The sequence below is a fragment of the Gammaproteobacteria bacterium genome, from assembly GCA_021647245.1.
In the GTDB taxonomy this organism is placed as follows: Bacteria; Pseudomonadota; Gammaproteobacteria; order RBG-16-57-12; family RBG-16-57-12; genus JAFLJP01.
This window is the reverse complement of record JAKIVC010000002.1, coordinates 107,374-128,287: the sequence shown is the minus strand read 5'-3', so window position 1 is coordinate 128,287 and position 20,914 is coordinate 107,374. Positions and strand designations below refer to the sequence as shown.

Sequence of the window (20,914 nt, the reverse complement as noted above, 5' to 3'; positions counted from 1 at the left end):
CTCAGGGGCTAGTGGCACTACGTGATGGATGGATCAAGCTTCACTATGCTAAGTGAAACGCCCTGTGCGGAGCCGCATGCAGGGTGTTGTGGGGGCTGAGGGTTAGAGACCCTTGGCTACCCGATTATGTTTGTTCATTGACTATGAATAGTGTATATACCATAATCAAAGTTGAATAGCGCCCTGGAAAGTACGGGCCTCCAACAATAGCGAGGCTCACGAAATCCGGGGCTTTTTTATGCCTAAAAACAGAGGCTTATATGAAATCAGCGATACTTGTGGACGGCAGTTACTTCATTAAACGATATCGAGCACTCTATCCAGGTTGGCGCGATAAATCTCCAAACCAAGTTGCAAGAGACCTCTATAGCGGTCTTCTGCGTAATTTACGACAAGTAAATAGCAAGGGAGTCAAAAAGAAGGAGCTATATCGGATTTTCTTCTATGACTGCCCTCCTCTTGCGAAGCGGGCGCAGAATCCTGTTACCAAAAAAGGATTTAGCTTTGGGGATACTCCTGAAGCGAAATTTCGCAATGAATTTCACCAAGAATTAAAGCGATTCAGGAAAGTAGCCCTACGATTCGGGAGAATAGCCGATGATGGTCATTGGGTAATAAATGCGAAGAAAACTAAAGAACTGCTAAATAGCAAAATTTCAATCGATGAACTTTCCGAAGGCGATGTTAAATACGAGGCTAGGCAAAAAGGTGTTGATATGAAAATTGGCCTAGATATTTCTTCACTGGCATACAAAAAATCGGTTGACCAAATAATTCTCATAGCTGGAGATAGTGATTTTGTTCCTGCCGCAAAACTCGCACGTAGAGAAGGTATTGACTTTGTGCTTGACCCCATGTGGAACAATATAAATCCAGATCTTCACGAGCACATTGATGGGCTTGTTTCTTCATGGCCCCGACCATGTAAAAACACATAACGTTTAGCTCACCTGCTGCCCAAAGTGGCAGAGCGAGGCACGAGCGGCGCCGCTTTGGGCAGTCAGGTGTAGCGCCGTGTTATGTGCTATTCCCATACTTCGGAGACCAATTCAACTACATCAGTAAAAATTGTACCTGATAAAGGCGGACAGTTTTCAGAATAGCCAGAATTTGAATAGTGTAAAGCTGTTTCATTTGTTCTTACATCAATTAACTCAACATTAATGTATTCAAACATGTACCCACCAAAGCATCGCGTCATTGATGTGTTGTGAGCATAACCATCAATGTGAAGGATAAAACGTGCAGAGGCCTCATTATAAGCCTCTGTTTTTGTTGGTGACACTTCTTCAACGGCAACTTTTTGGCTGACCATTCTTTTTATTTTATAAAGGGGTCAGATAAAGTAAAGGGGTCAAGTCTGTACATAATGTATTTAGAGGTCTATTGTTTTCTATATGGCTTGATCTTTAAGAATCTAAGGCACATTTGCGTCCATGGCGGTCAGCCCGTATTCGCCAATATGTGCAGCAATAAAGGACTCAATCGTTTTAGCCTGAGAGGAAAAAGCAAAGTACAAGGCTACTGCTTATAGTGCACTATATAGAGAAGCTGGCCAACTATGGACAACTAATCCACTGAGTGTAAAGAAAAGGCCAAATAAAGCCCTCAATAGCCGCCAATACCGCTATTGGCAGGTCAATGTCGGACTACAAGATGATTATCATTGAAAGTGATGTGGAATAGACACTGGGCAGGTAGGAAGGGGCTCTGGGTGGGTTTTTCTACAGCCTCGTTAATGGTTCTTAGAGGTCGGAGGGAGTCCTATCTGGGGATTTGGGAGCAAGGTTCAGCTCGCCAAACGTCGAGCAAGAGGCTATCGTAATATCGATAATTTCATCAATATGGTTTACTTTCTTTGTGGAAAACTAAAGTTCAATTACCCGCTCTATTTCACATAGAGCCATATTTTTTAACTGTTCGAGCTTAATCATATACACCCCTTTCACCCTCTGGCCGGCTCTTGAAGCGCTTGTAGCTCCACATGTATTGGTTCGGTGTTTGACGTATCAACTGCTCGACTTGCTGATTCATATAACCGGCGGAATGATCACCGTAAATTTCATCGCTCGCCGGTATAAAGTGTAAGTGGTAACCCTCACCTTTTGGTAACCGCTCTGCATAGGTAAAGATCACTTTTGCCTTGCTCTTAATTGCCAATTTGGATACCAGAGTCATGGTGTTTGCCTCTACACCAAAAAAGGGGGCAAACAGGCCATGGCCACGCCCCGGGTCCTGATCAGGTAAAATTCCGGTTGCCTCACCTTTGCGCAGCGCTTGCAGTATCGCACGCACACCTCTGGCATCGGTGGGTGCCAAGCGAGTGCCATTTCGAGTGCGTGCTTTTCTGATGACGGGGTCTAGCTGTTTCATTCGCGGTGGCCGATAGAGGCAGAGCATCGGCTGGTATAGGCCAATTAACTCCCAGCACCCGAGGTGAGGTGCGACAAATATAATCCCCTGCTGCTGTTTATTCGCTTGCTCAATTAGCTCAGCGCCACTCACCTGCTTTACCAGTTGTCGTGTTTTTTCTGCTGGCCAGAGCCAAATCGCCCCCAACTCAGTGATGTTTTTACCGGTTTCAAGCAGATTCGCTTTAGCCAGTTTCATTTGTGATGACTTACTCATATCAGGAAAACAGAGTGCGATATTTTTTAACACCACCCGACGAGTGGTTGCTGAAAAGCGCCATAAAAACAGCCCCAATAGATGGCCAACAGCATGCGCCGCACGTAGTGGCAGCAAGGCGAAAAGGTGCAGTAGCCATTTAATTACAAAAACTTTAAAGGGGGCGTCTTTTTGGCTCATCTTATCGATATTTCACAGAATATTGCTGGGATCATGCCTTTTCATAGTTAAATCGTCAAATAATCACCTATGGGACTAGGAACAATCTGTCCACTTACTGTACAATCCGCGCCATTCAATTCAATTCAATTAATCATCGAGCTTACTACTGTGATCGAGAATTTACGTAATATCGCCATTATTGCCCACGTTGACCATGGCAAAACCACCCTGGTCGACCAACTACTCAAGCAATCGGATACATTGGACGAACGCACTCAGCTGGAAGAGCGCGCTATGGACTCCAACGATCAAGAGCGTGAGCGTGGTATTACCATCTTGGCAAAGCCAACCGCAATTAAATGGGGTAAGTACCACATCAATATCGTGGATACTCCGGGACATGCTGATTTTGGCGGCGAGGTAGAACGTGTACTCTCTATGGTTGACTCCGTACTACTACTGGTTGACTCCGTCGAAGGACCAATGCCCCAGACACGCTTTGTAACGCAAAAAGCACTGAATCGCGGTCTTAAGCCCATCGTGGTAATCAATAAAATTGATCGTCCAGGTGCGCGCCCACAGTGGGTGCTGGATCAAACTTTCGATCTATTTGACCACCTGGGTGCTACCGACGAGCAGCTCGACTTTCCGGTGGTCTACGCCTCTGGTCTAAATGGTTTTGCTGGCCTTGAAGACAGTGTCCGCGACGGTGATTTGACGCCAATGCTGCAAACCATCGTCGACAAGGTTCACCCACCACAAGTTGAGATTGAGGATCCTTTCCAGTTGCAGGTTTCACAGCTTGATTACAACAGCTATGTCGGTGTTATCGGTATCGGTCGTATCGCCCGTGGCCGTATCAAAACCAACACCCAAGTGACCGTGGTAGGTCCCGACGGCGAGCGTCGCAACGCACGCATACTCAAACTCATGGGCTTTATGGGGTTAGAGCGCATCGAGGTTGAAGAGGCGCAGGCGGGTGACATCATCTGCTTCACTGGTATTGATGGGTTAAGCATCTCTGATACGCTGTGTGACCCTGCTGCTGTTGAAGCCCTGGCGCCATTGAGCATTGATGAGCCAACCGTCAGCATGACATTCCAGGTTAATAACTCTCCCTTTGCAGGCCTTGACGGTAAGTTTGTCACCTCACGTCAAATTAAAGAGCGCCTGGATCAAGAGTTAATTCACAATGTGGCACTGCGGGTTGAAGAGACTGGAAATGCCAATCAATTCCGGGTTTCAGGACGTGGCGAGCTTCACCTCTCTGTGTTGATCGAAACCATGCGCCGTGAAGGTTTTGAGATGGGTGTCTCCCGTCCTGAAGTTATCTTTCGCGAAATTGACGGCAAAAAACAGGAGCCTTACGAGCAGTTAACCATCGATATTGAGGAGCAACACCAGGGCACCATCATGGAGAAGCTGGGTAGCCGTGGTGGAGAGATGAGCAACATGGAGCTGGACGGTAAGGGTCGTGTTCGTATCGACTTTATCATCCCCTCACGTGGTTTGATCGGCTTTCGTACCGAGTTTCTAACAGCAACCCAGGGCACCGGCTTAATGTTCAGCATCTTCGATCATTATGGCCCATTAAAGAAAGGCGAATATGGCACCCGCATGAATGGCGTATTGATTGCCAATGCCGCGGGTAAAGCACTGACCAACGCACTGTTCTTCTTACAAGCTCGTGGCAGCTTGTTAATTGGTCACGGGGCTGAGGTTTATGAAGGGATGATCATCGGTATTCACAGCCGTACTAACGATTTGGTCGTTAATGCACTAAAAGGCAAACAGCTGACCAATGTGCGCGCATCGGGTACGGATGAGGCGCAATCACTGGTCACCCCTATTACCCATACCCTAGAGCAGGCGCTGGAGTTTATTGATGATGATGAACTGGTTGAAGTAACACCCAACCATATTCGCCCACGCAAGAAGCTACTCACCGAAAATGAGCGCAAACGTGCTGGTCGTTCCGGCAAATAAGCTGCTCACCTGAAAGCACCCGCCACCCGATGTTATCATCTGGGTGGCGGGTGTTTTTTTATGCCTGCACATCGCCAATAATCCAAGGATAAATAACCATGATTGGGCTATTACAGCGTGTTAGCTACGCAAAAGTAGAGGTTAATAGTGAGGTGGTTGGGCAAATAGAGCACGGCCTGCTGGTGCTACTCGGCATTGAGAGAGGCGATCATGAAAGTAGCGCAGACCGACTACTGCAACGCCTGCTCAGTTACCGAGTATTTGAGGATGACGAAAAGAAAATGAACCTTAGCCTGCAACAGGTCAATGGCGGTCTATTGCTGGTGCCGCAATTCACCCTGCCCGCAGATACCCGCAAGGGAACTCGACCCAGCCTCACGCCCGCAGCCGCAGCCGATCAAGGGGCACGCCTCTACCACTACTTTGTACAGCAAGCTCAGCAACAACACCCAGACGTTGCAGCAGGAGAATTTGCGGCGGATATGCAGGTCTCACTGACCAACAATGGCCCGGTTACCTTTTGGTTACAGGCAAAATAGCGTTAAACTAGTCGAGATACTACATTTTCGGATAGTTTTGAATTAAATTATGGCAACCTACGCAATCGGCGACATACAAGGCTGTTTTGATGAGCTTCAGGCGCTGTTGGCGCTAATCAAGTTTGATCAGAGCCAGGACACCCTATGGTTCTGTGGAGACCTTGTTAACCGAGGACCGAAATCCCTTGAAGTGCTGCGTTACGTACGTGCCTTAGGGAAGCGTGCCATCACCGTGTTGGGCAACCACGACCTTCATCTGCTGGCGCGCTATTATCAGGGTACAACCCCTGATCCAGATAATTCTCTCTACCCCATTTTTCAAGCAGATGATTGTAAAAAATTGATGAAGTGGCTCAGAAAAAAACCCGTCGCGCACTACAATCAAAAATATAATACCCTTATGGTACATGCGGGTGTTTGCCCGCAATGGGACTTGGCCACCACTCTAAGCTGCGCGGATGAACTGAGCAACATGATAAAGAGTGACCGGTATAAGCTTTTTTTTGATAACATGTATGGCAACCGGCCCGATAAGTGGTCTGAAAAGCTGACGGGATGGGATCGATTGCGCTTTATCGCTAACACATTCACCCGGCTGCGTTATTGTGATAACGAGGGGCACTACCTCATGAAACCCAAAGGAGCCCCCGGCACACAACCCACCGGAGCCCTACCCTGGTTTGAGCACCCGGCACGAAACAGCCGCGAGTTCACGATCCTATTTGGGCACTGGTCAACGCTGGGCATACATCAGGGTAGTAATGTTATTTCATTGGATAGCGGCTGCTTATGGGGCGGAAGCCTGACAGCACTGCGTATTGAAGATCGGGCACTCTTTAGCCTGCCTTGTACACCATGCTGAACAGAGATGAGGGTCACATGTCGGAATATACCGCAGACAAAATAATAGAGTCCATTGCTCATGTCACGACTCAGGCAGATCGCGAGCTGCTTGAAGCAAGCTTGATGAGCACACTCTTTGAGCTATTAAAATTAAAAAGAATTTCACTCTATAAAATCATTTCAGAATATGGTGAGCAACGCTGTCTTATCACAACCGATATAACAGATGGCAATTTAACCTTCCACGACCCTTGCACACCCTCCTCACAATTCCTCATACACCAAATCACCGGCCTCAGCCAGTGTATTGAGAGCAGAGAGCCGGTGTTTGTTGAGAGCACTAAAGAGCAGCCGGATACCTATGTTTATCCCCTCACCAATCGTGCGGGCGTGATCATTAGTTCATTTGTTATCTGTGGGGAAGGTCTCTCAAAAAGTACCCATAAAAAACTGCTAACAGGTTATTTCCAGATTTATCGTAACTACGCCTGCCTGCTCGATGATAGTGAACATGACACCTTGACCGGATTACTCAATCGTCGCACCTTTGACCGCGACCTTGAACGCATCCTGGGTGAATGGAAGCACCCCAATGACCAGGACAGAGAGGAGAGCCAACATCCGCAGCGACGCCATTGCAATGAAGAGAGTGTGGGTAACTGGCTAGCGGTCATTGATATCGATTTTTTCAAGAAAATAAATGACCAGTATGGCCACCTCTACGGTGATGAGGTATTACTGCTACTGGCCAATATTATGCGAAGCACTTTTCGCAGCTACGACAAACTATTTCGGTTTGGTGGTGAAGAGTTCGTGGTGCTACTTCGTGCTACCAGCCAAAAAGGAGCCGCCGCCGCACTCGAGCGTTTTCGCGCAACCATGGAAAACTATGACTTCCCGCAAATTGGCTCTGTCACCGTCAGTATTGGCTACGTGGAGATAGCAGACCAAGGCATTTCAGCGATTGTTTTGGGGCATGCGGATGATGCGCTCTACTACGCCAAAGATAATGGCCGAAACCGCGTCTGCTTTCATACCGAGCTGGTCGCGCAAGGCCTCTTAAAGGTCTCCACACCAGAAGTTGTCGAGTCTGAAATTGAGCTGTTTTAGCTATTCATTGAAGCAGGACACGCACTGAGCAGCCGGGGGCTGCGTCAAACACAAGCAACCATTGAGAACAACATCACTATGGCAGATATCACTCCAAACACCGCCCGAGGCACTCTTTTTGTTATTTCAGCACCCTCTGGTGCGGGTAAAACCTCACTTGTGAAGGCGCTAATTGAGTCCTGTGATGATATTAAGGTCTCCGTCTCACACACCACCCGGGATGCTCGACCTGGTGAAATCAACGGGGTGCACTATAACTTTGTCGACAGCAATACCTTCCAAGAGATGGTTGGCCGAGCCACCTTTTTGGAACATGCCCAGGTTTTTGATAACCACTACGGAACCTGTGGTGACTGGGTGACAAAACAGCAGAATAAGGGTGTTGATGTCATTCTTGAGATAGATTGGCAAGGGGCGCAACAGGTTCGCAAGATGATGCCGGAGTGCCTCTCAATTTTCATTCTACCCCCCTCTCGGCAAGCGCTGGAGAAGCGACTCAAGGGGCGCGGACAAGATAGCGATGAGATCATTGCACGTCGTATGCGTGACGCTATTAACGAGATTACGCACTATAGTGAGTTTGACTATCTCATTATCAATGATGATTTCAATACCGCGCTTGCAGAGCTACGCACTGTAATCCTCAGCCAGCGGCTACGCATGCTGCCCCAACAACAGCGCAATGAACAATTATTGGACAATTTATTGTCATAGTACATACAAATTAAGTAGAATCGACTCCTTTTCGTCAATCGAACAACACAAGGTAACGCAAATGGCTCGCATCACAGTAGAAGATTGTCTTGACCACGTGGACAACCGCTTCAATTTAGTATTAGTGGCCGCAAAGCGTGCGCGCCAAATCAGCAATGGCAAAGAACCATTGGTTGAGTGGGAAAATGACAAACCCACCGTGGTTGCACTGCGTGAGATTGCTGCGGGTAAAATCGACCAGCGTGAAATGCTCGAAGGGGTTATTGCCAAAGAGCATGCCCTCGAGTCAAAAGTAAGTGACGAAGAGCTACAGCAAGAACTTTAAGCTTAGCCTCGATATTTACCTCCAATGTCCAGCATCAGCACATTATGCCAGCAGCTCGAAGAGTATCTTGAGCCGTACCAGATCACCGAGGTTTATCGCGCCTATGTGTTTAGCGCCGAATCCCATGAAGGGCAATACCGTAAAAGCGGCGAGCCCTACATTACCCATCCGCTTGCAGTGGCCACTATTCTTGCCGAAATGCGCATGGATTATCGCTCGCTCATGGCGGCCATTCTGCACGATGTTATCGAAGATACCGGTGTTGATAAGGCACAACTAGAAACTGAGTTTGGCAACGAAGTTGCCGAGCTAGTGGATGGTGTCTCCAAGCTGACCCACATCCACTTTGAAAGCAAAGTGGAGGCCCAGGCGGCCAATTTTCGTAAAATGATTTTGGCCATGGTCAAGGATATTCGCGTTATCCTGATCAAGCTGGCAGATCGCCTACACAACATGAGCACCCTGGGTGTCATGCGACCAGACAAGTGCCGCCGTATCGCCCGTGAAACCCTCGAAATCTATGTACCTATCGCCAGCCGACTGGGTATGAACCAGTTGCGACTTAACCTGGAAGACCTTGGCTTTTTAGCCTACTACCCAAACCGCTATAAGGTGCTTAAAAAAGCGGTACTCAACGCACGGGGAAACCGCAAGGAGATACTCCAGAGAATTGAAACGGCAATTAAGGAGCGTCTTGATCAGGAGGGCATCCCATGCCAGGTTTTTGGCCGCGAAAAACACATCTACAGCCTCTACCAGAAAATGAAACGCAACCATCTCAACTTCTCTGAAGTGATGGATGTCTATGCTTTTCGTATTGTGGTGGATAGTGTGGATAGCTGCTACCGCATTCTCGGTACCATGCACAATCTTTATAAGCCGGTGCCCGGAAAGTTCAAAGACTATATCGCCATCTCCAAAACCAATGGCTACCAATCCCTGCATACCATTCTTTTTGGCCCGTTCGGTGTGCCCATCGAAATTCAGATCAGAACCACCAGCATGGATGAAGTGGCTGAGGCGGGCATTGCCGCCCATTGGCTCTATAAATCGGATGCCAGTGAGTCGGGTAGCCAGGTGCGGGCACAGGAGTGGCTGCGGGAGCTGCTGGATATTCAAAATAGCGTGGGTGACTCATTAGAGTTCCTTGAAAATGTCAAAATCGACCTCTTTCCGGATGAGGTCTATGTCTTCACCCCCAAAGGGGAGATCATGGAGCTGCCACGGCGTGCCACCACCGTTGACTTTGCCTATGCCGTACATACCGCTGTTGGTGATCGCTGCGTTGCCGCCAAAATAGACCGCAAACTGGTGCCGCTCAGCACCCGGTTACAAAATGGTCAAACCGTAGAGATTATCACCACCAAAAACTCACACCCCAACCCTGTGTGGCTCGATTTTGCCGTTACCGGAAAGGCGCGTACCAGCATTCGTTCCGCACTTAAAAACCTGCAATATGATGAGGCACTGGCGCTGGGCAAGCGCCTGCTCAATAAAACGCTTGGCGCTTTTTCCAGCTCGATTGAGCAAGTTTCCGAACAATCCGTGCAGCGTTACCTGGAGGAGCAAGCGTGTCAGTCGCTTGACGACCTACTGGTTGACATTGGCTTGGGTCAGCGTGTTGCCCTTATCACCGCACGTCAGCTGATTGCGGATCAGCAGCCTGAAGGTGACACCAATGGACTCACCCGGCCACTCGCGATCCGTGGCACCGAAGGGATGGTGGTAACCTTTGCAAAGTGCTGTCACCCCATTCCTGGAGACCCCATTTGTGGTCATATCAGTATTGGGCGGGGTATCGTCATTCACACCGAATCTTGCAACAATACTGCTGAGTTCCGCAACCGCCCGGAACAGAGCCTGGATGTTCAGTGGGATAGCAGCGTAGAGGGGGAGTTTGCCGTAAGCATTCGCGTCGATGCGCTCAATCGCCGTGGCGTAATGGCGACGGTTGCGTCGGCCATTGCCTCGCAGGAGTCCAACATCGAAAAGGTCTATACCGCCGAACATGATGGTACCCATCACTCCACCCTCTACACCATTACCGTGCGCAGCCGAATCCACTTGGCCGCGATTATCCGCAAGTTGCGCGCACTACCCAATGTGGCAAAAATCACCCGCACCCGTGGGTGAACCTATTAACGACACTGAGAAACAGAATGAAACAGATCATCCACACCGACAATGCACCCAAAGCAATTGGTACCTATTCTCAAGCGGTAAAAGTTGGCAATACGGTCTATTTGTCAGGCCAGATACCGCTGCTGCCTGACAGCATGCAGATGATTGAAGGTGACATCAAAGCGCAGATCCACCAAGTATTTAAAAACCTGCAAGCGGTTATCGAAGCCTCGGGCGGGCGCTTTTCCGATGTAGTCAAACTCAATATTTTCCTGACCGACCTCGCTAATTTTGCTGCGGTTAATGAAGTGATGGAAGAGTACTTCACACAGCCCTACCCGGCTCGTGCTGCGGTTGGTGTTGCTCAACTACCCCGTGATGCCGAGGTGGAAATGGATGGCATACTCATACTGCAAAACTAATTTCAGGAGACAGCATGGCACTGGATAGCCAGCCAACCACCCTCTTAAAAGGGGTCGGCCCTCGCATGGAAGCGAAGCTGGCCAAACTCGGTATTCACTCCGTTCGTGATCTGCTGTTTCACCTCCCCGCCCGCTACCAAGACCGTACCCGCATCACCCCCATCGGCACGCTACGCCCTGGCGACAATGTGATGGTTGAGGGCGATGTTCAACACACCGAGATCAAAATGGGCAGGCGACGCATGCTTCTATCACGCATCAGTGATGGCAGCGGCTTGTTAACGCTACGTTTTTTCTACTTCAATAGTGGACAGCAAAACCGCCTTAGTCAGGGACAGCGCGTGCGTTGTTTTGGTGAAATTCGTGGGGGCGGAGCAACGCTTGAAATCATCCACCCCGAAATAAAATTAATCAACAGCAACCGCCTCACTGAGACCCTCGACGACGCCCTCACGCCTATCTACCCAGCCACAGAAGGGCTGCAACAACCGACCCTGCGAAAACTGGTTACACAGGCACTGGTGTTGCTGGAAAACAGTGCGGAGAGTCTCAGCGAACTGCTCCCCGCCGAGACGCGATCAGCGCATCACTACCCCACAACAGCTGAGGCGATACAGTTTATCCACTACCCGCCACCCGAGGTTTCACAAGCCGAATTAGAAGCGGGGACTCATCCCGCTCAGCAACGCCTCGCATTTGAGGAGCTACTGGCCCACCAGCTCTCACTGCGCGAACTTCACCGCCACGTCAGACAACAAGGGGGGCCTCCTCTTAACGGCAACGGTGCACTCCGAAAAACATTCACACAGCGCCTCCCTTACCAGCTGACGGGTGCGCAACAACGTGTCATCGGTGAGATTAACCAGGATCTAAGCCAACCCTATCCGATGCAGCGACTGGTGCAGGGTGATGTCGGCTCGGGTAAAACAGTGGTCGCAGCGATGGCCGCCCTTAGCGCAATTGAAGCCGGCCACCAAGCCGTTTTAATGGCACCCACCGAGCTACTGGCAGAGCAGCACTACCGCAACTTTAGTGAGTGGCTAACGCCCCTCGACCTGCAAGTCACCTTACTGGCGGGAAAATTAAAGGGAAAACAGCGTCAGGGGGTGCTATCAGACTTAGAATCTGGTGAGGCACAAATGATCGTGGGTACTCACGCACTTTTTCAACAGGGCGTTGAGTTTGCACGCTTAGGGTTAGTTATTATTGATGAACAGCACCGTTTTGGTGTCCATCAACGGTTGGCGCTCAAGGAGAAAGGAGCCGCTGATAATCGGGTACCTCACCAGCTGATCATGACTGCCACACCAATTCCTCGCACCCTCGCCATGTCGGTATTCGCCGACCTCGACTGTTCCACCATCGATGAACTACCCCCCGGGCGTAGCCCTGTGGAGACCGTAGTGGTACCCAACAGTCGTCGCCCTGAGGTCATTCAACGCATCTACTCTGCCTGCCAGAGCGGACGACAGGTTTATTGGGTCTGCACGCTCATTGAAGAGTCCGAAGTATTGCAGTGTCAAGCGGCCGAGGATGCCGAGATTGAGTTGCGTAACCTATTGTCAGGGGTGCGGATCGGGCTAGTACATGGGCGCATGAAACCCAGTGAGAAAAAACAGGTAATGGATGCTTTCAAACGCGCTGAAATCGACCTTTTAGTGGCCACCACTGTAATCGAAGTGGGGGTCGATGTGCCCAATGCATCTCTGATGGTCATTGAAAACGCCGAGCGGCTAGGTCTCGCGCAGCTACACCAGCTGCGAGGCCGGGTAGGTCGTGGTACCACCCGCAGCAGCTGCCTACTGATGTACCACAGCCCCCTCTCACGGCTTGCAAAGTCCCGCCTCTCCATAATGCGTGAAACCAACGATGGATTCCTCATCGCTCGCCGAGACCTTGAGATACGCGGCCCCGGTGACGTGCTTGGCACACGCCAAACTGGAGATATAACCCTGCAAATCGCCGACCTACTACGTGATGAACAGCTATTACCACAGGTTGAAGCAGCCAGTGAGTTGATTCAACGGCGCTACCCCCAACTCATCCAACCACTCATTCAGCGTTGGATTGGAAAGGGGCTTAAATTTGCCGAAGTTTAATGTGGAAGGGCGGTTTACTCGACAGTGATGGTGGCATTCTCAACCAGTAGCGGATAGGTATAGCCCATGCCGAAGTCGGTACCCAGTTTAACGGTACCCACCACTGTTATTGTCTGACCCACTTGCGCGGTATCTTTGCTGGTCACGATCAGGCTACCGCTGTTACCCGCACCCGTGCCATCTTTGATGTGTATGAAGTTGCGGCGCATAATACCGTTATTGACCTTGGTTACTTCACCGCGCAGCTCAACCTGCTGACCACTTAACGCCTGGCTGTTTTTATTAACCTGTTCAACGCTCTTTTTCTCTGCTGCCAACACCGAGCCACTGGCCAGTGTCAGTGCGATCAGGGCACCCATTGCAATAATTGATTTACGCATCATTTTATCCTCTAAAAAGTTAGTTGCTTTTTTTAACACAGACATCTGTTAAGTGCCAGTTTGGAGTTAACCCCTAATCCCCAGATAGAAGCACGTATTCTGTACAAGTCATTGATTTCACAGTAAAACAAAAAATAGCCGCCGAACCTGCGGGTGCGACTAATATTTTTAGTTTCACTGTGAAACCCGTATCTTACACATCATCTCGCGCTTCTATCTAGAGTTAACCGTTTATTGAAAAAATCTCTTCAGCGCGCAGGGCGGTGGGGACGAACCCGACGAGTCGCCTCTGCCTGGTAGGGGTCATCTGGCCAGTAGTGTTTGGGGTAGCGCCCCTTAAGCTCCTTTTTAACCTCTTGGTAGGTATTGGCCCAGAAGCTGGCAAGATCCTGGGTAACTTGAATGGGACGCTGTGCTGGCGAGAGCAGGTGGATGGTGAGTCTGATTTTTCCACCCATAATCTGCGGCGTTTCCAGCATACCAAACAGCTCTTGCAGGCGGGCGGCCAGTACTGGCGACGACTGGCTGTAATCAATTTTAATCCGTGAACCGCTGGGTATCTGTATATGGCTAGGGGCTTCGCGCTCGAGCTGTTGTTGCTGTTGCCAGCTGAGTTGATTGATCAGTATCTCTTTAAGCTTTAGCTTCTGTAACTGGGCAAGCCGGCTTAGCCCCGGTAGATAGGGAGATAGCCAGCTCTCCATATTATCGAGCAGCGCCTGTTTGCTCATATCCGGCCACACCTCGTCACCTGCCATGCGGGTTTGATGGTTGTGTAACAACATCAGCCGCGCACGCAGGTTTTCTACCTCACTATTCCAAGGCAATATTTGCAACCCTTTTTGGCGAACAGCATCGATCAAGCCCTGGCTCAGCTGTGCGGCGGGCACCTCTTTTAGCCGGTGCTCCTCTATGATCAGCGCACCCAGCTTTCGCTGCTGCCGGGCATCTACACTTTCACTGCGACTATCCCAACCGACAAAGGTGTGCGGCTCTATTCTGGCTGGCAGGTGCTGCTCCAACTCAGCGAGTGCCACAGGGGCTGCAAGGTAGATATGCGACTCCCGTCCGGCGCTCCCCAGCTCTGCCACCACCAAATAAGGCGCGTCACTCATACTTTGATGATCCTGAAAGCAAGCCCCTTTGCCGCTACTCAGCCGATAACGAGGCTCCACGCCCCCTCGACGTTGCGCAATGCGATCGGGATAGGCGAAGGCCAGCAGTAACCCGCAATGGCTAGCGGGCTGTTGCACTTCGCCGGTTTTTAGTTGCCACTGCCAGCGCCGGGCAGTCAATTGCACTCGCTGCACCGCACCCCGGTTAAGTTGCGATGAGCGCGGGTTATTGTGTAGCAATTCAATACGCTGGCGCAGATCAGCATCACGATAGCTACCTTTGATAATATCCCGCTCACCCAGCAGAGCCGCCACCTCGCAAGCGAGGCTACCGAGCCCTATCTGCTCACCCATCAACACCATATGTGCCAAGCGCGGGTGCATACCGAGACGCGCCATTGCGCTGCCGTGTCGGCTAATACGTCCTTTTTCATCCAATGCGGCCAGCTGTTGCAGCAGCTCCCGGGCTTGGTCACACGCGGCAGCTGGTGGCTCCTCCAGCCAGCTTAACTGCTTAGGACAACTGACGCCCCAGCGTGCCAACTCCAGCATTAGCCCAGCCAGGTCAGCCTCCATAATCTCCGCCTGACCATGCGCCAACAGCCGCGCATGCTGCTCTTTACTCCAGAGCCGGTAGCAGACACCCGCCTCCAGACGACCCGCTCGACCGCTACGCTGCGTTGCAGAGGCCCGCGTTACCGCCGTGGTCTCTAGGCGGCTCAAACCACTTTGCGGGTTAAATTTTGGCTGGCGCTGTAGACCCGCATCAATCACCACGCGAACCCCTTCAATAGTGAGCGAAGTTTCGGCGATGGAGGTCGCGAGCACAATCTTACGCTCGCCCTCAGTGCTGGGATAGATCGCCCTCTCCTGAGCATCACGGGGGAGATCACCATAGAGCGGACATATGGTGATATGAGTGGCCAGATCAGCCGCTTCGAGCTGTTGTTTGACGCGCTGTATCTCTCCCGCACCGGGCAGAAATACCAGCAGGTCACCTGACTCATCAGTGAGTGCATTAAGGATGGCTCGACTCACCACCTCAATCAGGTGTCGCCACTCAGGGCGCTGCCCATAGATGATCGTTACCGGGTAACAGCGCCCTTCACTGGTTATAATCGGTGCATCGCCCAATAGTTTTGCAACCGGCTCAGCATCCAGAGTGGCCGACATAACTACTATTTTCAGGTTATCCCGCAGCGCCGCTTGTGTCTCCAGAGTAAGCGCCAGACCCAGATCGGCATGCAGGCTACGCTCATGAAACTCATCAAAAATAACTAACCCATAAGCAGTGAGCTCAGGGTCTTGCTGAATCAACCGCGTCAAAATGCCCTCAGTAACCACCTCAATGCGAGTCGTTGCGCCTATTTTGCTATCCAGGCGGGTACGATAACCAATGGTCTCTCCCACCTTTTCGCCCAGCAGAGAGGCCATATAGATGGCCGCATTGCGCGCCGCTAGACGACGGGGTTCCAGCATAATTATTTTCTGTTGGCGGAGCCAAGGCTCACCGATCAGCGCCAGCGGCACACGGGTGGTTTTTCCTGCCCCCGGTGCCGCCTGCAATACCACATTGGGCTGCTGTGAGAGGTGCTCAAGTAGCTGTGGCAGTACCGCATCGATAGGAAGTGTCATAAGCGGTATTGAAGCATAGAACTAATGGTTTGTGGTGATTAGGATTCTATTACTCCAGCGATAGATGGTGTCGAGTATGAGTTGCCGATTCTCTTGCGGGGTAAACAGCTCATTGTGCCCCCCCTTCAGCAGCTGCAGCTGTTTCGGCTCTCTCGCCACCGCAAATAACTGTTCGCTGTGCCGGGGTATGATAATCGTATCAGCAGAGCTATGTAAAAAGAGCAGAGGAAGTGGTGCGAGCCTAGCAACACTCTCAATAGGCGCAAAGTCATTATTGATACTCCAGGAGAGTGGATACTGAAACGGCCACAGAAACCACACCTTTGCCACAACCTCCCGCACCACCTGACGATAATCACTAAAAGGGGCTGCGAAAATCGCACCAGAGAGGCTGCTTTTATTTGGGCTTTCAGCCAAGGCATGAATTGCCATACTGGCACCCAGACTATGGCTGACCACAACCAGCGGGGTATTATCCGTCAAGGTGAGTGCCTGTTGTAGTGCGGCTTCGATATCCAGCATCGCCCCAGGCAGGGAAGGCACGCCTTCCGACTGTCCATAGCCACGATAGTCCACAATAAATAGATTGACCCCCTCTTTAGGCAGCCAATAGACGCTACCAAGGTGGTTGCTGATATTTTGAGCATTGCCGTGCAAAAAAAGCACCGTGGCATGCGCCTCGCCTACCGACGGAAGCCACCAGCCGTGAAGTTCAAGACCATCAGGGCTATTGAATATGATCTCTTGATAACTGAGACCAAGCTGATCTGGTGTTATGAGGTACCCCTGTGAGGGCTGGAAAAAAAGCTGTGTGCAGCCGCTAAGGGTAAGCAGCAAAATTATTATTAGTGTAAGCCGGCGTAGCATTAAAAATACCACTGCCAGGCAATCTCAAACTCATTAAAGGCATTACCCTCCTGCCACTCACGTTTAGCACTGAAACGTAGCCCCTGTTGCTCGCTTGGCAAGGGGAGGTTTAACTGCCAGTTCAGCTGCCATGTTTGATATTCATCCCCTTGAGGGAAGTGCATCATTTGTACTAAAAGCAGGCTGTGCACCTGATTTGAATGATAGAGCAGTTTCAAGTTCGGCCCCACTCCCGCTTTAATTTTTTCGTCAAAATCGTGGTGCGCAGCAAACTGTAGTTGAGCCAGGGTGCTGGCAAGCCACTGCTTGCCCAGCCGGTAACTGACACCCGCCTCTCCCGTCACCTGTAGTGGTAAAACGCTCTGCCCATTAAACCGCTGCCGCTGAAAACCCAAATCGATACCCCAGGAGATAGGCTGAAAAAAATCATTGCGGGGTGAGAGCGACAGTATATTGATGATTTTCCACTCTTCAATTTCTACGCGCTGCTCTTCTGGATAGTAACGTAGATTAAGATCGGAAAAGTTGATCTGCATGCCCACACCATAGCCCTGTGCCGGGTCAAGAATATCGTGATAAGCGGGGCGGTAGCGCAGTGCTGTAAACAACTGCTTTTCACGGCTACCCAGAGAGAGTGCGATGCGCGAGCTGAGGTGCCCCTGCTCTGCGCGTACCCCGGGAATCGGCACTTCCGGCCACTCTGCTGATGATGCCAGCTTGCTGCGTTGTGATAACAGCTGATAAGCATGAGATGCCCGTGGATCACGCTGTAAGCCGCTTGCGCGGATGCGATAAAGTTGCAGATCATAAGCTAACTCCAAAAGCTTGGCCCGCAATGATTCATTTAAAGATAAAAATTCACTCTGTTGGTGTGCCGTGTCATCGGTAATTAACATGAGCAGTTGCCGCTGCTGCGACTCATCCAACAGATTCAAGCGATGGTTGAGCGTGGTAGTCGTTGAGGGGCGGTAATTAATACCACTGAATAGATTTTTTTGCTCAACCGCACGTACCGTATCTGCGGGGATCGCCGTGGCGGAGAACGGCTCAGCCAAACCAAGTCCCGGGCGAGCGACATCCAGCAATGTAAGCAGACGATAGGAGCAGTTTTCATCGAAAAAATAGTAGTCAAAGCGAATCTTACTTACTTCCCATGTATGGCGCATCAGCTGGCGTACCTCATCACCACTTAAATTAAGCTGGTACTCCCAAATATTGCGATTCTCCATATCGCTGTACTCTTTTATCTTTTCATAATAGGGCACCAGCGCAAAGCTACCGGGGTAGCCACCAAAGATGCCTTTATAAGCAAAAACAAACCCATTTTCCTCTCCAGTGATTGCGGCCGCATAATTGAGGGCATAAGAGATCAGCGGCGTCTCACTGCGCTTATCAGCGGGGTCAATCCGTAGCAATGTATGACCGAACATCGAGGAGGGGCTATTGAGGTAGGCGGCCGGAAAGACCAGTGTGGCACTGCCAGGATTAATGGTCTCCATCCACTGGTTAAACTCATCACAAGGGGGCTGTGGCAACCGCTCTGTAGCGATATCCAGCTGTTGTGACAGCCAATAATAACGTGCCGGAAAGCGGCACTGAGGGTGTTCACTCAAATCGCCTATCAGTGGCGTAAAAAAGGCACTTAGCGTCGCTGCCAACTCAAGTTCGGCATCGCGGCTACCCTCCGCAGAGAAGAAAAAACGCTCATCATCAGCCTCACTTAGCGGATAGCCTCCCAGCACTTCTTTTCGGTAGTGGAGTAGTGACCACCAGCCAGCATTCTGCGCCAATTGCTGCTCGTGGCTCGCTGCAATTAATTGGTTCAGGTAGCTATTTTCTGTGGCATTGCTATTGAGAGAAAACAGCGCTATTAACAAGGTAAACAGGAGTCTTGTCACATTGGACACTTTTTGGATAGGGGGTGTTGGAATAAAGAAAAAACGAGGGGAAGAGCGGCCGCCGAAAGGCGACCACTCAAAGCAAGCTCTCAATTAAGAGATATACTTTGATAGCGACTGATCAGCTGCCATAGCTTGAGTCAGTGATGACATCACATCAGCACTGGTTACATTCTCTTTGCTAAAAATAACTGAGAAATTAGCTTTAGAAACTTGAACAAAAGCAGCTTTATCTGCTGCTGAAACACCCATCAGACTTGCCAACGTATCCATCGCTTCACCTTCACCCGTTGCCATACCGCGAGCAACCTGCTCCATATTGGCATCCAGATATTCACCCGCCGCTGCGAAAGTGACCGTACCTTCGCCATCACAACCCAAGGTGCCAGAAGTCATACCGAAGGTTTGATTGCCCGATGTACCGTTGACAGTTGCTGCCAGTACATTAAAAACCAGCCCCTGCTGACCTTCCAATAACATTGAACCCAGACCACAACCTGCACCTGTTTCAGCTTGAGATGCCATTGGAGCCATTGCCAAGGCCATTACGCCCGCCAGAATTGTCTTTTTCATGGGATTATCCTTCTCTTCGTTGATTACGCTAATTTTGAACTCTAAATTTCACCGTACACCAAAAGCATCCAGCGCATATAATGAGGACATACAGTTGACCGTTAACTCACCAACGGCCAAACCTCAGCATAGCACTGGGTTTTAACGAATGTCCAGCACTATGCGAATGCGCTCACTATTTTGTGTGCATTGCCGCAATAACATAAACATCATAGCGGGTATTTTTACTGTTAATGCTCATGGTCGGTAAATGCTTTGATATCCGTTCGGCCCCCTTGGGGCGCTTTACCACCACGCGTTTTCTGGCACAATTTAGCGCTGCCACCATTAGATCACGACTATCTACTGGCTCCCCGAGCAGCAGCTGAAACAGGCGCATCTCTTTTTTTACCAAAGCCGATTTATCCCGATGCGGGTACATCGGGTCAAGATAGATCACATCAGGGGTTTCACTGCAGTGCTGTAGGTACTCTACGCTATCCATATTAACCAGCGTCATCCGCTGGCAGATTTCGGGCAGGGTGCCCTGACCTCGCTGTAAACCATCTTCAAGCAGTGCGGCGATGAGCGGATTTTGCTCTACCATCGTCACTTGGCAACCCAGACTGGCGAAGACAAAGCTATCCCGCCCCAGCCCCGCCGTCGCATCGAAAATGTGTGGGTTTATACCCGGCTTTAACCCCACAGCCCTCACCATGGGCTGGTTACGTCCACCACCAAAGTGGCGGCGATGAGCCGCTTTACCCCCCACAAAGTCGACATAGATGGGGCCGGGAGCCGCCACCGCATTAAGGCACAGCTGCAACCGGTCACCCGTAAACTCCAAATTAAATTGTGGCGACTCGCCACAAGGCAGCGCCAAATGATGGGCAAGCATATCCGCCTCTGGCTGACGTGCTGGATGAGTAGCGATAATAGCAACAGTAGTGTGAGACATCGTAGATTACATGACTTATCAGGAGCTGCTATCATAACCTGATCCATCAGTCATCGGGAACTCATCGTGTCACAACACGCCGCACAACGCCTGGAAAGCTATCCACCGTTTAAATCGATGAATATAAAAGTGTTGGAACTGAGCGAACAGTGGCAGCGGGTACGTATTTTGCTGCCGCGGGAGCCACAAAACCTTAATCCCGGTGGCACCCTGTTTGGCGGTGCCATGGCCTCCCTGGCGGATCCGATTGCGGCACTGGCTTGTGCCAACGGCTTCCCAGATTACACGGTGTGGACAAAGCGTTTGCAGCTGGATTTTTTACGCCCAGGCAGTGAGGATCTAGTTTTACAATTCGATTTTCCCGAACCGCTACGGCAACAGATAGCAGCCGCACTGGCCGAAAAGGGCAGTCATACCCCACACTTTGGTTACGGCTTTTATCGAACAGATGGCACCCATTGCTGTCAGATTAGCTGTGAAGTCGCGATCCGCCCAGCCGACCCCAGCAGCCAGCGCCTTGGCTTCAGAAACAGAGAGTCTAGATAACCTTGCAGCACGTT

The 20,914-nt window shown here is 50.6% G+C and carries 19 protein-coding genes and 2 pseudogenes; 13 read left to right on the top strand and 8 right to left on the bottom strand.

What is annotated here, in order from left to right; all coding sequences use genetic code 11:
• The first annotated feature begins 260 nt into the window (after positions 1-260).
• Complete coding sequence (locus tag L3J94_01310) at positions 261-938, top strand: NYN domain-containing protein (protein MCF6217392.1); 678 nt, start codon at positions 261-263, stop codon at positions 936-938.
• 86 nt (positions 939-1,024) lie between these two features.
• Here the strand turns inward: L3J94_01310 and L3J94_01305 are convergent, their stop codons facing one another.
• The gene (locus tag L3J94_01305; GenBank protein ID MCF6217391.1) at positions 1,025-1,315 is read right to left on the bottom strand and encodes a hypothetical protein; all 291 of its coding nucleotides are present in this window, start codon (positions 1,313-1,315) and stop codon (positions 1,025-1,027) included.
• Between the two features lie 129 nt (positions 1,316-1,444).
• Between L3J94_01305 and L3J94_01300 the strand changes: the two are divergent.
• A pseudogene (locus tag L3J94_01300) lies at positions 1,445-1,581 on the top strand (transposase).
• A gap of 191 nt (positions 1,582-1,772) precedes the next feature.
• Positions 1,773-1,901 (top strand): annotated as a pseudogene (locus L3J94_01295) (transposase).
• Between the two features lie 25 nt (positions 1,902-1,926).
• Here the strand turns inward: L3J94_01295 and L3J94_01290 are convergent.
• On the bottom strand, positions 1,927-2,808 hold the full coding sequence (locus L3J94_01290) for a lysophospholipid acyltransferase family protein (GenBank protein MCF6217390.1): 882 nt from the start codon (positions 2,806-2,808) through the stop codon (positions 1,927-1,929).
• A gap of 150 nt (positions 2,809-2,958) precedes the next feature.
• On the opposite strand from L3J94_01290, the gene typA reads away from it, so the two are divergent.
• The 9 genes from typA to recG all read left to right on the top strand — a co-directional run bounded on the left by typA (position 2,959) and on the right by recG (position 12,949).
• The gene (typA, locus tag L3J94_01285; protein MCF6217389.1) at positions 2,959-4,776 is read left to right on the top strand and encodes a translational GTPase TypA; all 1,818 of its coding nucleotides are present in this window, start codon (positions 2,959-2,961) and stop codon (positions 4,774-4,776) included.
• A 98-nt stretch (positions 4,777-4,874) separates the two neighbouring features.
• On the top strand, positions 4,875-5,315 hold the full coding sequence (gene dtd / locus L3J94_01280; GenBank protein MCF6217388.1) for a D-aminoacyl-tRNA deacylase: 441 nt from the start codon (positions 4,875-4,877) through the stop codon (positions 5,313-5,315).
• A gap of 49 nt (positions 5,316-5,364) precedes the next feature.
• Positions 5,365-6,177 (top strand): symmetrical bis(5'-nucleosyl)-tetraphosphatase, encoded by an 813-nt coding sequence (locus L3J94_01275; GenBank protein ID MCF6217387.1) that lies wholly within the window; start codon positions 5,365-5,367, stop codon positions 6,175-6,177.
• 17 nt (positions 6,178-6,194) lie between these two features.
• A complete protein-coding gene (locus L3J94_01270) occupies positions 6,195-7,268 on the top strand; it encodes a GGDEF domain-containing protein (protein MCF6217386.1) in 1,074 nt (357 codons plus the stop codon).
• Between the two features lie 78 nt (positions 7,269-7,346).
• Positions 7,347-7,982 (top strand): guanylate kinase, encoded by a 636-nt coding sequence (gmk, locus tag L3J94_01265; GenBank protein MCF6217385.1) that lies wholly within the window; start codon positions 7,347-7,349, stop codon positions 7,980-7,982.
• Positions 7,983-8,043: 61 nt separating this feature from the next.
• Entirely contained in the window at positions 8,044-8,307 is a 264-nt protein-coding gene (gene rpoZ / locus L3J94_01260; protein MCF6217384.1) for a DNA-directed RNA polymerase subunit omega, read from the top strand.
• Positions 8,308-8,331: 24 nt separating this feature from the next.
• Entirely contained in the window at positions 8,332-10,440 is a 2,109-nt protein-coding gene (gene spoT / locus L3J94_01255) for a bifunctional GTP diphosphokinase/guanosine-3',5'-bis pyrophosphate 3'-pyrophosphohydrolase (GenBank protein ID MCF6217383.1), read from the top strand.
• Positions 10,441-10,466: 26 nt separating this feature from the next.
• Positions 10,467-10,850 carry a RidA family protein gene (locus L3J94_01250; GenBank protein MCF6217382.1) on the top strand — a complete coding sequence of 128 codons (384 nt, stop codon included), beginning with the start codon at positions 10,467-10,469 and terminating at the stop codon, positions 10,848-10,850.
• Between the two features lie 14 nt (positions 10,851-10,864).
• Entirely contained in the window at positions 10,865-12,949 is a 2,085-nt protein-coding gene (recG, locus tag L3J94_01245; protein ID MCF6217381.1) for an ATP-dependent DNA helicase RecG, read from the top strand.
• 14 nt (positions 12,950-12,963) lie between these two features.
• On the opposite strand, the gene L3J94_01240 is transcribed toward recG, so the two are convergent.
• From L3J94_01240 to L3J94_01215, 6 genes are all read right to left on the bottom strand, one after another.
• Entirely contained in the window at positions 12,964-13,329 is a 366-nt protein-coding gene (locus tag L3J94_01240) for a hypothetical protein (GenBank protein ID MCF6217380.1), read from the bottom strand.
• 248 nt (positions 13,330-13,577) lie between these two features.
• The gene (gene hrpB, locus L3J94_01235; protein MCF6217379.1) at positions 13,578-16,079 is read right to left on the bottom strand and encodes an ATP-dependent helicase HrpB; all 2,502 of its coding nucleotides are present in this window, start codon (positions 16,077-16,079) and stop codon (positions 13,578-13,580) included.
• Positions 16,080-16,100: 21 nt separating this feature from the next.
• Positions 16,101-16,946: a lysophospholipase gene (locus L3J94_01230; GenBank protein MCF6217378.1), complete on the bottom strand. Its 846-nt coding sequence runs from the start codon at positions 16,944-16,946 to the stop codon at positions 16,101-16,103.
• Positions 16,946-18,844: a DUF4105 domain-containing protein gene (locus tag L3J94_01225; GenBank protein MCF6217377.1), complete on the bottom strand. Its 1,899-nt coding sequence runs from the start codon at positions 18,842-18,844 to the stop codon at positions 16,946-16,948. Before L3J94_01225 ends, L3J94_01230 begins: the two co-directional genes overlap by 1 nt.
• Before the next feature lie 93 nt (positions 18,845-18,937).
• Complete coding sequence (locus L3J94_01220) at positions 18,938-19,417, bottom strand: DUF3015 domain-containing protein (protein ID MCF6217376.1); 480 nt, start codon at positions 19,415-19,417, stop codon at positions 18,938-18,940.
• Positions 19,418-19,592: 175 nt separating this feature from the next.
• Entirely contained in the window at positions 19,593-20,354 is a 762-nt protein-coding gene (locus tag L3J94_01215) for a class I SAM-dependent methyltransferase (protein MCF6217375.1), read from the bottom strand.
• A gap of 66 nt (positions 20,355-20,420) precedes the next feature.
• Here L3J94_01215 and L3J94_01210 point away from each other — a divergent pair, with 66 nt between their 5' ends.
• Positions 20,421-20,900 carry a PaaI family thioesterase gene (locus L3J94_01210; GenBank protein MCF6217374.1) on the top strand — a complete coding sequence of 160 codons (480 nt, stop codon included), beginning with the start codon at positions 20,421-20,423 and terminating at the stop codon, positions 20,898-20,900.
• Positions 20,901-20,914 lie beyond the last annotated feature (14 nt).